This window comes from uncultured Metabacillus sp. (assembly GCF_947503125.1).
In the GTDB taxonomy this organism is placed as follows: domain Bacteria; phylum Bacillota; class Bacilli; order Bacillales; family Bacillaceae; genus Metabacillus.
The window spans coordinates 1-12,604 of the sequence record NZ_CANNCR010000085.1; the positions used below are offsets into that span (position 1 = coordinate 1).

At 41.1% G+C, this 12,604-nt stretch carries 15 protein-coding genes; all 15 read left to right on the top strand.

Translation table 11 applies throughout. The features are described from left to right. Positions 1–428: 428 nt before the first annotated feature. The 15 genes from Q1B07_RS24525 (at position 429) to Q1B07_RS24595 (ending at position 12,226) form a co-directional block, all read left to right on the top strand. The gene (locus Q1B07_RS24525) at positions 429–1,271 is read left to right on the top strand and encodes a DegV family protein (protein ID WP_299094884.1); all 843 of its coding nucleotides are present in this window, start codon (positions 429–431) and stop codon (positions 1,269–1,271) included. Positions 1,272–1,424: 153 nt separating this feature from the next. After that, positions 1,425–1,622 carry a hypothetical protein gene (locus Q1B07_RS24530; RefSeq protein WP_299094882.1) on the top strand — a complete coding sequence of 66 codons (198 nt, stop codon included), beginning with the start codon at positions 1,425–1,427 and terminating at the stop codon, positions 1,620–1,622. Positions 1,623–1,630: 8 nt separating this feature from the next. Beyond that, a complete protein-coding gene (locus tag Q1B07_RS24535) occupies positions 1,631–3,121 on the top strand; it encodes a DEAD/DEAH box helicase (RefSeq protein WP_299094880.1) in 1,491 nt (496 codons plus the stop codon). Positions 3,122–3,194: 73 nt separating this feature from the next. After that, complete coding sequence (locus tag Q1B07_RS24540; RefSeq protein ID WP_299094878.1) at positions 3,195–3,500, top strand: late competence development ComFB family protein; 306 nt, start codon at positions 3,195–3,197, stop codon at positions 3,498–3,500. Beyond that, the gene (locus tag Q1B07_RS24545) at positions 3,421–4,170 is read left to right on the top strand and encodes a ComF family protein (protein WP_299094874.1); all 750 of its coding nucleotides are present in this window, start codon (positions 3,421–3,423) and stop codon (positions 4,168–4,170) included. The genes Q1B07_RS24540 and Q1B07_RS24545 overlap by 80 nt, the downstream gene beginning before the upstream one ends. Before the next feature lie 58 nt (positions 4,171–4,228). Then, positions 4,229–4,648, top strand: a complete 420-nt coding sequence (locus Q1B07_RS24550) for a TIGR03826 family flagellar region protein (protein WP_299094872.1) — start codon at positions 4,229–4,231, stop codon at positions 4,646–4,648. Positions 4,649–4,720: 72 nt separating this feature from the next. Beyond that, entirely contained in the window at positions 4,721–4,984 is a 264-nt protein-coding gene (gene flgM / locus Q1B07_RS24555) for a flagellar biosynthesis anti-sigma factor FlgM (RefSeq protein ID WP_299094870.1), read from the top strand. A gap of 25 nt (positions 4,985–5,009) precedes the next feature. Further along, a complete protein-coding gene (locus Q1B07_RS24560; RefSeq protein WP_299094868.1) occupies positions 5,010–5,492 on the top strand; it encodes a flagellar protein FlgN in 483 nt (160 codons plus the stop codon). 18 nt (positions 5,493–5,510) lie between these two features. Then, positions 5,511–7,067, top strand: a complete 1,557-nt coding sequence (flgK, locus tag Q1B07_RS24565) for a flagellar hook-associated protein FlgK (RefSeq protein ID WP_299094866.1) — start codon at positions 5,511–5,513, stop codon at positions 7,065–7,067. Between the two features lie 11 nt (positions 7,068–7,078). Continuing rightward, entirely contained in the window at positions 7,079–7,957 is an 879-nt protein-coding gene (gene flgL, locus Q1B07_RS24570) for a flagellar hook-associated protein FlgL (RefSeq protein ID WP_299094864.1), read from the top strand. 60 nt (positions 7,958–8,017) lie between these two features. Next, positions 8,018–8,587, top strand: a complete 570-nt coding sequence (locus Q1B07_RS24575; RefSeq protein ID WP_299094862.1) for a DUF6470 family protein — start codon at positions 8,018–8,020, stop codon at positions 8,585–8,587. 4 nt (positions 8,588–8,591) lie between these two features. Continuing rightward, positions 8,592–9,029 (top strand): flagellar assembly protein FliW, encoded by a 438-nt coding sequence (fliW, locus tag Q1B07_RS24580; RefSeq protein ID WP_299094861.1) that lies wholly within the window; start codon positions 8,592–8,594, stop codon positions 9,027–9,029. Positions 9,030–9,039: 10 nt separating this feature from the next. Beyond that, positions 9,040–9,273, top strand: coding sequence for a carbon storage regulator CsrA (csrA, locus tag Q1B07_RS24585; protein ID WP_299094858.1), 234 nt, complete (start codon positions 9,040–9,042; stop codon positions 9,271–9,273). A gap of 171 nt (positions 9,274–9,444) precedes the next feature. Continuing rightward, positions 9,445–10,812 (top strand): flagellin, encoded by a 1,368-nt coding sequence (locus Q1B07_RS24590; RefSeq protein ID WP_299094855.1) that lies wholly within the window; start codon positions 9,445–9,447, stop codon positions 10,810–10,812. 478 nt (positions 10,813–11,290) lie between these two features. Next, entirely contained in the window at positions 11,291–12,226 is a 936-nt protein-coding gene (locus Q1B07_RS24595; protein WP_299094852.1) for a hypothetical protein, read from the top strand. The last annotated feature ends 378 nt before the right edge of the window (positions 12,227–12,604 follow it).

The window sequence follows — 12,604 nt, forward strand, 5'->3', positions numbered from 1 at the left end:
AAGGTAAAGAACACCTTCTATTCCTGTTCGCCTTATGCTTGTCGCCGATAGGCAGGCGCCTTGCGCTTTTTTTATTTAGGAAGTGGGGGATTTGATTTAAGTGAGGTAGGCAAAAAATGAGGTAGGTGGTTCAATTAATTGTTTAGGTGGTTCAAATAAAAAGGAGCGTGGTTCAATTTAAATTAGGTGGTTCAAAAATTAGTATACTTGGTTCAAATAATCAGATAGATGGTTAAATAATTCAAGTAGGTGGTTCAAAAAACAAGACAAGTGATTCAATCCCACTCTCTTTCCCATTCCCCAACCATACCATCCGGCTAATTTCAATTTTCAACAATCACAAACCCATCAGTAACTAGTGAAATTCCTGACAGTATCCGTTAAAATGAAAAGAAAACGATGATTTCGTTGTAGGAAGGAATTTAATCATGAAAACGGCTATTTTAACAGATAGTACCGCATATATAACAAAAGAATTGCGCGAAAGGCACCATATACATATGATTCCATTAAGTGTTATTTTTGGCACGGAGACCTATCAGGAAGAGATCGAAATAACGGCCGAAGAATTTTTTGCAAAGGTAAAGGAGATGCAGACACTTCCGACGACCTCACAGCCTTCAGTAGGGGAGTTTGTTGCTATATTTGAAAGACTTGCAAAGGAATATGATGCAGTGATCTCGATTCACCTTTCCAGCGGTGTAAGTGGTACCTATAATGGGGCGGTAACTGCAGGCAAAATGGTCGAGGACTTAAAGGTGTACCCGTTTGATTCGGAGATGAGCTGCATGGTGCAGGGCTTTTATGCGCTTGAAGCTGCGAACATGGCCGAGGCAGGAAAAACACCTGATGACATTCTAGGCCGTTTAGAAGAAATGAAGCAATCAATGCGTGCCTACTTTATGGTAGATGATTTAACAAATCTGCAGCGCGGCGGGCGGTTAAGCAGTGCACAGGCGTTGATTGGCAGCTTGCTTCAGGTAAAACCGATTCTCCACTTTGAAAATAAAGTAATCGTTCCATTTGAAAAAATCCGCACCCGTAAAAAGGCGTTAAATAGGGTTTTTGAACTTTTTCATGAGGATGCGATACAAAAGATTCCGATGCGAGCGGTTGTGATCCATGCCAATCGTCCCGAGGAAGCGGCGAAAATGAAGCAGGAGCTTGAAGAAAAATATCCGCATGTTGAATGCTTGACCAGCTATTTTGGTCCGGTTATTGGCACACATCTCGGTGAAGGTGCAATTGGTTTAGGATGGTATAGGAAATAAGTCTTGATTCAAGTAGCTTAAAAGTTTGGATAAATGAGGGGGGGAGTACGAAAGATCTAGTTCTTTTCTCCTTTATTTAAGTAAAATTATGGACATGTCCTTTTTAATCCTTCATAATACTCATGGAATTACGTATAGGAAGGTTTGATCGTTATGAGTGTTTCTACTAATCATTCTCAATCCGCAAAGGACATCAGTAAACGTACATATCGCCATTGGACAACCCTAGAAGACAGAAAGCTTTTAGAATTACGCAACAGTGGCATGAAATTCCGCCATATCGCAACACAGTTATCCCGCACAGCGATTAGTGTCGAAAAACGCTATCGAAAAATCTCAAAATCTGATTGAGGTGACATATGAGATTTTTACTCCACCATCATAGCTTGACTCCAGTATTATCCCGCCAGAAAGGATTGCCAATCGGGCGCTTGTATCCTCTACCACAGAATCCACTTCAGCATGATTTTGATTATTCCATCCAGCTTCAGCATTACCTTTTTGGTAGGGAATTACTTCATTCGGAGCTTCCATTCTCGATCGAGCTGCTCCACACTCATTATCAAAAAGGGTTTATACAATTAAACCATGGAGTAACCCGCAAAAAAGACCGTTTACTCTGCAATCGCTGCGGCAATGATAAACCTGCTTATTTTGCCTACTTTTCCTGCGCGCGTTGCGGGGAAGCCCAGTGCCATTATTGCAGAAACTGTATTATGATGGGGCGGGTCAGCGAGTGTACCCCTTTATATCGCTGGGTTGGGCCTGCGCCTGAAGGGAAGGCCGCTGCTTCATTAGAGTGGGATGGTGTGCTGTCAAAAGGGCAGGCCCACGCCTCAGAGCAGGTCGCGGATGCCATACGTCATCATCAAGAGCTCCTCGTTTGGGCCGTATGTGGCGCGGGGAAAACAGAAGTGTTGTTTAGCGGCATTGAATATGGACTGAAAAATGGTAAGAAAATCTGCATCGCCACCCCTCGAACAGATGTTGTACTAGAATTAGCCCCACGTTTAAAGAAAGTCTTTCCAACCGTTGACATCACGGCCCTCTATGGCGGCAGTGAAGAAAGAAACAAGCCTTCCTCCTTATACCTTTCAACGACCCATCAATTATTACGATTTAAAGAAGCCTTTGACGCCATCATCGTTGATGAGGTTGATGCGTTTCCCTATTCGGCTGATAAGTCCCTGCAATATGCCGTAGAAAAATCACGAAAGCCTGTCAGCTCGCTCATTTACTTAACTGCGACACCATCAAAACGGTGGAAAAGAGAGGTTGAACAAAACAAGCGCAAGACAGTGAAAATCCCTGCGCGCTACCATGGGCATCCGCTCCCAGTCCCGACATTTAAATGGTGCGGCGATTGGCGGAAAAAGGTAAAAAAGGGTACCTTGCCAACTGTTATTTTAAAGTGGATCTCCGCACAGCTGCAAAGCAAGAAGCAAGCATTTTTATTTGTTCCTTCCATTTCCATCATTGACCAGGTTGTTCAAATATGTCAGAAATTTGATGGGCGTATCATTGGGGTTCATGCTGAGGATCCAGAGCGAAAAGAAAAGGTCAAAAGCTTTCGGATCGGAGATATCCCGATTATTGTCACATCTACTATATTAGAGCGCGGTGTCACGATACCTAACAGCGATGTCGCAGTGCTCGGAAGTGAGGATGATATTTTTACGGAAAGTGCCCTTGTGCAAATATCAGGACGGGTCGGAAGAAGTGCTGCCTATCCAACCGGAGACATTATTCTCTTCCATTTTGGCAGAACACAAGCAATGCTCGATGCCAAAAGGCATATTCAAAACATGAATGAGGCAGCAAGAAGAAGTGACCTTCTTACCAAAAATTAGCAGAAATCTTTTAAATAAATCCTTTGTATGGCATAATCAATGTAAATTTTTCATTTGCAAGGAGAGCGATAGTATGATCGTAAATGCAATGGAACGGATTATGAAGGATTTATTGGACGAGTATCAAAATCGTTTACAGCTAACATGTACGTGTGATGAATGCTTGGACGATATTTTAGCGCTCACCTTAAACAAAACCGAGCCTCGTTACGTGACAAAGGAAGAAAAAATCATGTTTGTCAAAGCGGAGTTTGTTGATAAACAGGAAATGACCTCGCTTTTAGTGAAGCTGGCCGAATGTGCAAAAATTGTTTCAGACAGGCCGCTTTGTCAAAACCAGCAAAAAGGGAATGATTCCAATCATCTGTCTAATCTGTAACCAAAAAATGTCTGCAAAGGCTTCCTGGACAAGCTTGCTTCTATTACCAGAAGAAAAAGCTTGTGATGAATGCTATCAATCATTAAAAAAGATTACAGGCACCACCTGTCCAGCCTGCTGCAGACCGCAAGAAGCAGAAACGCTTTGTAATGATTGCAAAAAGTGGGAGGATGATCCGCAGTGGAAAAATATCCTCCAAAGGAATGTTTCGGTGTTTGAATATAATGATGCGATGAAGGAGATTTTGTCCACCTTTAAATTCCGCGGTGATGCCGCTTTAGTGGAGGTTTTTCAAAAAGATATTTCCGCCTGCTATAGAGATGATATTTCCACCCTTCAGATTGATTTTGCTGTCCCAATCCCCTTAAGCAAGGAACGTTTGTATGAACGCGGCTTTAATCAGGCGAAGCTTCTTGCCGACCTCCTGCCTCTTCCGCAACAAGAGCTCCTCCAGCGTACCCACCATGAAAAACAATCCAAAAAATCACGACTTGAACGACTTTCAGCTGCAAATGTGTTTTCTTATGCGGCCTCTAGTAAAATAGAACATAAGACAATCCTGCTTGTTGATGATATTTATACTACAGGCAGCACCTTAAGAAATGCTGCAAAGCTACTTATTCAAAATGGGGCAAAAAGTGTTTTCTCTTTAACATTAATTAGAAGCTAAAAATGTGAACATTTCTGCCGATATAAAAGATAGACAATAACCGGATAGGAGAATGACAATGGGAGAATTAGCGAATTGCCCAACATGCAATGCCTTGTTTGTGAGAACACCATTTCGCGTTGTTTGTGATGCATGCTTTCTAGAAGAAGAAAAAGCATATGAAACGGTTTATCGTTTTTTACGCAAGCGGGATAACCGCAAGGCGATGCTTCATGAAGTGGTAGCAGAAACGGGTGTTGCAGAGGATTTGGTGTTAAAATTTATTCGTACCGGGAGAATTCAGCTTGTGAACTTTCCTAATCTTGGCTATCCATGCGACAAATGCGGGAAGATGATTAGAGAGGAACGCATGTGTGAAGGCTGTAAAAAGGAACTTACCAAACAGCTTCGTCAAATCGAGCAGGAAGAAAAGATCAGCGAACAAAATAAGTCGAAAAGCCCTAGCTCCACTTACTACTCCCAAAGAACTAAAAATTAGCTAATTTCTAAATAAATCGAAAAGCGATCCGATATAGAGGTTATGAAAAACGAACGAAAGCGAGGGATCTTCTTGAAAATTAATCATCTAGGCTCCATGGGCATCAATCCATACCAACGAAATATAGAAAAAAATGCGGCTGCCGCACAAAAGCCGCAAGCAAAGGAAGATAAAGTAGAGATTTCCCAGGAAGCGTTGGATCTGCAACAAGCCAACGAAATGACCAAAGCAAGACAGGAAAAGGTCCAAGCGATCAAACAGCAGCTGGAGAGCGGAAACTATACAATTGATCCAAAGGCCATTGCCGAAGGACTGCTTAAGTTTTATAAAAAATAACATCTAAGGCTATGGAGGCTATACAATGTCAGCCGAAACATTAATCCAAACATTAGAAAAGCTTTTGCAACTTCATCGAAATCTCTATCAAGTAACCACTCAGAAGACTGAAATCCTTAAAAGTGAAAATATAGGGGAATTAAAGGAGCTGCTTAAAAAGGAGCAGATGTTTGTTCAAGCGATCAAGCAAATTGAGACCGAGAGGATTCAAGCATCGACTGAATTTTTAGGTGCTGAAGACATAACCCTTACAGCATGCATTGAAAAGGCAGAAGGGGAACAAAAGGAGAAGCTTAAGCAATTTTCAGCTAATTTCAGTGTGATCATCGACAAGCTAAAGGAGGCAAACCAGCTCAATCGGGAATTGACACAGCAGGCTTTGCAATTTGTTTCTCTTTCTCTTGATATGCTAATGCCTCAAGAAAGCTTAATAAATTATCAGCGCCCGGACGGAATGAAACAACCATCAGATAAAACGAGAAGATCACTATTTGATTCTCAAGCATAATGAAAGGAGGAAACGAGAATGTCGACCTTTTTTGGATTGGAAATTGCCAAGCGGGGAATGTTCACGCAGCAAAGCGCATTAAGCACAACGGCGCATAATATTGCCAATGCCAACACACCGGGATACACCCGTCAGCGAGTCAATTTTGTCCAGACCGAGCCATATCCGCCGGTTTCAGTGAACAGCCCGACGATTCCGGGACAGCTTGGAACAGGTGTAAAGGCAGGAACGGTGCAGCGTGTGCGCGAAGGGTTTTTAGATACGCAATATCGAAGCGAAAATAATAAATTAGGCTATTGGGAGTCTCGTGCTAATGCCTTAGAGAAAATGGAGGAAATTATGAATGAGCCCTCTGATACAGGATTGTCCGTCACGCTTGACCGCTTCTGGCAGTCATTGCAGGATTTAACCGTTAACCCGACGAATGCCGGAGCCCGTTCAGTCGTACGTGAGCGCGGTGTTGCGGTTGCCGAAACCTTCCAGTATCTTTCAACTTCGCTTAAGTCGATTCAAGGGGATTTAAAAAATGAACTTGATGTGACGGTGAAGGAAATCAATTCGCTTGCAGCACAAATCAATAATATTAACCAGCAAATTTCAAAGGTTGAGCCAAACGGCTATTTGCCAAATGACTTATATGATGAACGCAACCGTTTGCTTGATCAGCTATCATCCCTTGCGAATATAAAAGTGTCAGCCACTCCATCTGGAGGCAACGCCCTTCCGATTGCAGAAGGATCGCTAACCGTTGAGATTGTAGACGATAATGGGAACTCACTCGGTACGCTTGTTGACGGCAGCGAGAAAACCATTTCCGAGCTTTCAGTAGGCTACAATGCGGATAATGGCTTAGTCGAGTCGGTATCAATCGGTCAAAATCGTCTCGATGTATTAGATTTTAATAGCACCGGAAAAATCAGCAGTTTAATCGATTCCTACGGCTATACGTATCAGGAGGGAGGAAGCATAGTGGAAACCGGACTGTTCCCTGATATGCTTTCAAATCTTGACACGATGGCGTATGAAGTTGCTGCTAAATTTAATGAGGTTCATAAAGAAGGCTGGAGCATCGAGGATTACAACTCCGGTTCTCACACTCCTGTAGATTTCTTCACATTTGGAGAAGAAGGGTTAACTGATTCAAAAGGGGCAGCTTCCCTCATGCAAGTATCAGAGGATATTCTCAATTCAACGGATCATATCGCGGTAGCTCTGCCTGATGAAGCCGGAGAGGTTTCAATAGGTGACAGCCAAAATGCGACAAGACTAGCTGATGTGAAAAACAAAACCTTTACGATTGATGGGAATACAACCTCTTTTCAAAATTACTATGAAGGCATCATCGGCGGCATGGCTGTTGATGCGCAAGAAGCGGAACGGTTAACAGCAAACAGCGGTGTCCTAAGGGATGCTGTTGATCTAAGAAGACAATCTGTAAGTGCCGTCTCACTTGATGAGGAAATGACCAATATGATCCAATTCCAGCATGCATACAATGCAGCGGCGCGAATGATCACGATGCAGGATGAACTATTAGATCGGATTATAAATGGTATGGGAATATCCGGAAGGTAGGTGAATAAAACATGCGTGTTACACAAAGTATGCTGGCAGCCAACTCGCTGCGCCACCTAAGCCAAAGCTACTCTAATATGGGGAAATACCAGGATCAGCTTGCAACAGGAAAAAAAATCAACCGCCCTTCTGACGACCCGGTTGTCGCGATTAAAGGGATGTACTACAGAACAAACCTGACCGAGGTTGAACAATATAAACGAAACCTGTCAGAGGCTTATCAATGGATGGAAAACTCTGAAGCGGGCATCGAGCATGCAACACAGGTCATTCAGCGTGTTCGCGAGCTGCTCATTCAAGGCCAAAACGGGACAAACAGCCCTGAGGATTTAAAATCGATTGCCGTAGAAATCGGCCAGCTAAAGGAAGACTTGGCAAATGTGGCAAACACCCAGGTTGCCGGACGCTATATTTTTAATGGCACGAAAACCGACAGTGCACCGGTAACGATTGACAATGGAACGATCACAGTCGACATGAATACAGAGGCATTCAATGTAGAGGTCTCCAGCGGGGTTAACTTAAAGGTGAACATCAATCCGTCAAATATATTTGGTGAAGATCTGTTCATCACCCTGCAATCGATTGAAGATGCCTTGAACAGTGGAAACATGGAAACGGGGGATGAACTGCTAGAGCATTTAGATAACCACTTTGATGTCATGTCTGCCGAACGCTCTGAAATTGGCGCGCGCTATAATCGGTTAGAAATGATTGATGCGAGAATTCAAGATCAGGAGATCATTGCGAACAGGATTTTATCAGAGAACGAGGATGCGGATATCGAAAAGGTGATTACAGATTTAACGATTCAGGAAAGCATTCACCGCGCTTCATTAGCTGTAAGCTCGAAAATTATTCAGCCGACATTGATTGATTTTTTAAGATAATAGGATAATTTGGTCTGACACATGTGGTGGTCAGACCTTTTTACTAGGGAGTGATCATAAATGAATGTACCGCAAATCCGCCTGCAAAGTATATCCGCACAACTTAGCATTCATACTACTAAAGGACACCAGATGATTGAGCAGCTGAAAGCGGAGTTGTCTATTGAACAGCCAAAAGCTGAATTAACAATTGAAACGACTCCTTCCAGCCTGACGATTGATCAAACAGAAGCATGGGCAGATATGGATTTGAAGCATATTTCTCTTCGCATAGTGGAAGCTGCTCAGCAAGGAAGGCAGGATATGCTAGAAGGAATTGCAAGGAGAGCACAGGAAGGCGAAAGGCTTAAGCGAATTGAAGATGGAGGCAATCCGATTGCTGAAATCGCCAAGCAGCGAAGCCAAAAGCCAATCTATCCTGTTACTATCGGATTTATTCCTTCAGCCGGCAGTGTAAAAATCAACTACGAACCTGCGAAGGTCAATATTGAAGTGACACCTAACAAACTGGTAATCAATGCGACAATCAATAAACCGATCATAGACTATCAGCCTGGAACGGTTGACGTAGAGCTTGCAAGAAGAAATGAACTGTTTATCGATTTTGAATCGGATAATAAAGGAGATTAAAAGAATGAAGATTACGACAAAGTATCATGGAGCGATAGATATTGCTGAGAAGGATATCCTGCATTTTCAAAACGGGCTGCCGGGTTTTAGTGACGAAAAAACGTTTGTGCTTCTCCCGTTAGATGGAGATTCACCATTTTGGATCCTGCAATCAACCGCAACCCCGGAGCTCGGATTTGTGCTGGTTAATCCATTTGGCTTTTTTCCAGAATACGAATTTGATATCTCAGAAAATGACAAGCAAATGCTAGAGTTGAAATCGGAAAAAGATGTAGCGGTTTGGACAATTCTGACGGTGAAGGATCCATTTGAACTCTCAACCGCAAATCTTCAGGCGCCGCTTGTAATTAATGTGGCGAATAATCAAGGAAAGCAAATGATCTTAAATGATTTGCGCTATGCAACGAGACAGACATTATTTCCTGAGAAGGTAGCGAAGTAGAGGTGGAAGCATGCTAGTGTTGACAAGAAAACAAAACGAATCGATCCAGATTGGCGACAATATTGAAATCACCATTCTGGCGGTTCAAGGAGATCAAATAAAGCTTGGAATTAAAGCGCCAAAAGATGTTGAAGTTCATCGGAAGGAAGTATATATGTCCATTCAGGAATCAAACAACGAAGCGGCCTCCACACTCCCGAACATCATGGAAATTTTAAAGAATTCATCGAAAAACCTTAAGTAAAAAACTTGAGGTTTATTATTTTTTTCTGCAGAAACCTATAAAACTATTTTCGCAAATGTCGATATATAAAGTAAGAGGTTGAACAAATGGCGGCCGACATGCGGGAGACCTTATTTTTAGAAGATTTACATGGATGTGAATCGGACTTTTATTCAAGGAGGAAGTTAAGAAATGAGAATTAATCATAATATTGCAGCGTTGAATACTTATCGTCAGTTGAATAGTGCTTCTACTGCACAATCAAAATCTATGGAGAAATTGTCTTCTGGACTTCGTATTAACAAAGCTGGTGATGATGCAGCTGGTTTAGCGATTTCTGAGAAAATGCGTGGGCAAATTCGTGGGTTGGACCGAGCAGCTGCAAATGCTCAAGATTCTATTTCATTGATTCAAACTGCTGAAGGGGCTTTAAACGAAACACATGATATTCTTCAACGTATGCGTGAATTATCTGTACAATCTGCAAATGATACTAACACAGCAGACGACCGTGCTGAAATTCAAAAAGAGGTTGACCAGTTAAAAGAAGAAATCAACCGAATCTCTGATACTACTGAATTTAATACTAAAAAGCTTCTAAATGGTAATGTTGCAAGCACTGCGACAGTTGGTGGTACAAATACTGCAAAAATTGATGCGGCAACTGTGGAAAATGCTAAATTAGATAGTGGAACATATACAATTGAAATTAGTGGAACAGCTAACCAAGGATTTGCAGATGCAGTAGATGCTGGAACTGGCTTAGTTGCTGGTACGGATGTAACGGTTGGAACAGCAGCCTCAGCAAAATATGGAAGTTATCAATTAAAAGTTGAAGATGACCAAGAAAATGCTGGCATGAAAAAACTAACATTAATTGATAGCAATACTGGTGAAGAATTGGCATCCCAAAATAATGTGTCTACTGCTGCTGGTACTACAAGCCTTCAAGGTTTTTCAATTGATAATACAGCAATTGTTGGAAATGGTACTCTATCTTTTGACTATGAAGGTGACCATACAGTAACTCTTAAACAAGGAGTAGCAACACTAGAAACTAGAACATTAACAGATTTAAATAAATCTGAAATTGAAATTGGGGGCTTAAAGTTAAGCTTTAATGCGGATATTACGGATGGTACTGATACATCAGTTACTATTGTAAACAACTCGTTAACTACTCATATTGGTGCAAATAAGGACCAAACAATGAGTATTAATATAAATGATATGTCTTCAAAAGCTTTAGGTGTAGATAATCTCGATTTGACTTCACAATCTGGTGCAGAAAGTGCCATTGAAGCACTTGATAGCGCAATTAAATCAGTATCAGCTGAACGTTCTAAGCTAGGTGCATTCCAAAACCGTTTAGAACACACTATCAATAACTTGAATACATCATCTGAAAACTTAACTGCTTCAGAATCACGTATCCGTGACGTAGACATGGCGAAAGAAATGATGAACCAAACAAAGAATTCTATTCTATCTCAAGCAGCTCAAGCAATGTTGGCTCAAGCGAACCAACAACCACAAGGAGTTCTTCAACTTCTTCGTTAATAAGACTTATTAAAAATGGCCTTCTCATTTTAGAGAAGGCCATTTTTATATGTTTTGCCCAAAATATGGTAGAATTAAATAGCAACTGAATATTGAAAGGGTATGGTTGTCAGTCTTCTTTCTTTTAAGGAAAGGAGGTGACATGGAAACATTTCTTGAATTTCTCCGAGAAGTTATGAAAGGGATTGTACGTGAAGTAAGTGCATATCTTTTTCGGATAAACGTTTTAGAAAACAAGAAAACCACCCCTCGCCGTCGAAAGCAGGGTGGTTCTCGAAAAGTAAGATAAATTTTTGACAACCAGCACCCTGACGGTAAAAGGTTGCAGAGAGAAGTGTTGGCGCACTTCTCTCTTTTATTATATGTCCATTTTACACCAGAAGTATGCTTTTGTTCAAATTTGAACTCCAATACCGAATATATGTTCCTATCTTGTTATATAATGAAGTATAATATGGTTAAGGGGTGTGATAAAATAATGATGATAAATTGTGTCCTCGAAAAGCCTCAACAATACGGTGTGATCGATTATGATGGACTTTGGAAGAAGTTGATCTATGAATTATTTGAAGAGTTTGTGTTATTTTTTGCTGCAGATTTGTATGAGGAAATTGATTTTTTAAAGGAACCTGAATTTTTACAACAAGAGCTCTTTCAGGAAATCATTCAAGAAAAAAAGGGCAGACAAGTAGTTGATCAAATTGTTAAGGTGTTTTTAAAGAGTGGCGAGGAAAAGTGGGTACTGATTCATATTGAGGTGCAGGGAGATAGGGAATCCGACTTTTCGAAGAGAATGTTTCGGTATTATTACAGGATTTTTGATAAGTACGATCAGGATATTGTCGCAATTGCCCTGTTAACGGACGACTCAAAAAGCTTTCGGCCTAATCAATATCACCGTTCGTATCAAGGAACAGAATTAACATATAAATATAATATGTACAAATTTCATGATCAAGATGAAAATGAACTTTTACAATCAAGCAATCCATTCGCTATCGCTGTGCTAGCAGGCAAATTTGCAAATGAGGCAAAAAATGATGCCGAGAAGCGTTACCGCTTTAAACGCAAATTAATCCGGTTAGTATTGCAGAAGAACGAATATCACCCAAAAGAACAACGCATCTATCTATCTGCATTAATCTACTTCATTGACTACTTACTGCAAATTCCTGAAGAACTAACAGAAAAACTAAAAAATGAAATCATTCTCTCAAAGGAGGAAATAGAGATGATGTATTTAGACCGAAAAAACTTGCCGCCAACTTTTGGTGAATTGATCAAATTGGAAAGGGAAGAAGGAAGAGAAGAAGGCCAGCGAAAAGTCGCAAAAAGGATGCTGAAAGAAGGGTTCCCAATTGAGATGATATCAAAGTTGACGGAGTTATCAGAAGAAGAAATTCGGAAATTGTGAGAAGAAGGGTGCTGGGGTACAAGGAACCAACTTCATGATCAAGATGAAAATGAACTTCTACAATCAAGCAACCCATTCGCCATCGCTGTATTAGCAGGCAAAATTGCAAATGAGACAAAAAATGATGCTGAAAAGCGCTACCGCTTTAAACGCAAATTAATCCGGTTAGTATTGCAGAAGAACGAATATCACCCAAAAGAACAACGCATCTATCTATCTGCATTAATCTACTTCATTGACTACTTACTGCAAATTCCTGAAGAACTAACAGAAAAGCTAAAAAATGAAATCAAATTCTCAAAGGAGCATTCCTGTAATGAAGAAATTTGAGGATTGAACAAAAAAGAGCCCTCTTGGTATTATACGAGGTGTCCAAAG

What these genes read in the sequence shown, in the direction of transcription:
- Q1B07_RS24525 (WP_299094884.1), top strand. Translation starts at nt 429, where the DNA reads ATGAAAACGGCTATTTTAACAGATAGTACCGCATATATAACAAAAGAA.
- Q1B07_RS24530 (WP_299094882.1), top strand. Translation starts at nt 1,425, where the DNA reads ATGAGTGTTTCTACTAATCATTCTCAATCCGCAAAGGACATCAGTAAA.
- Q1B07_RS24535 (WP_299094880.1), top strand. Translation starts at nt 1,631, where the DNA reads ATGAGATTTTTACTCCACCATCATAGCTTGACTCCAGTATTATCCCGC.
- Q1B07_RS24540 (WP_299094878.1), top strand. Translation starts at nt 3,195, where the DNA reads ATGATCGTAAATGCAATGGAACGGATTATGAAGGATTTATTGGACGAG.
- Q1B07_RS24550 (WP_299094872.1), top strand. Translation starts at nt 4,229, where the DNA reads ATGGGAGAATTAGCGAATTGCCCAACATGCAATGCCTTGTTTGTGAGA.
- Q1B07_RS24560 (WP_299094868.1), top strand. Translation starts at nt 5,010, where the DNA reads ATGTCAGCCGAAACATTAATCCAAACATTAGAAAAGCTTTTGCAACTT.
- flgK (WP_299094866.1), top strand. Translation starts at nt 5,511, where the DNA reads ATGTCGACCTTTTTTGGATTGGAAATTGCCAAGCGGGGAATGTTCACG.
- flgL (WP_299094864.1), top strand. Translation starts at nt 7,079, where the DNA reads ATGCGTGTTACACAAAGTATGCTGGCAGCCAACTCGCTGCGCCACCTA.
- Q1B07_RS24575 (WP_299094862.1), top strand. Translation starts at nt 8,018, where the DNA reads ATGAATGTACCGCAAATCCGCCTGCAAAGTATATCCGCACAACTTAGC.
- fliW (WP_299094861.1), top strand. Translation starts at nt 8,592, where the DNA reads ATGAAGATTACGACAAAGTATCATGGAGCGATAGATATTGCTGAGAAG.
- csrA (WP_299094858.1), top strand. Translation starts at nt 9,040, where the DNA reads ATGCTAGTGTTGACAAGAAAACAAAACGAATCGATCCAGATTGGCGAC.
- Q1B07_RS24590 (WP_299094855.1), top strand. Translation starts at nt 9,445, where the DNA reads ATGAGAATTAATCATAATATTGCAGCGTTGAATACTTATCGTCAGTTG.
- Q1B07_RS24595 (WP_299094852.1), top strand. Translation starts at nt 11,291, where the DNA reads ATGATGATAAATTGTGTCCTCGAAAAGCCTCAACAATACGGTGTGATC.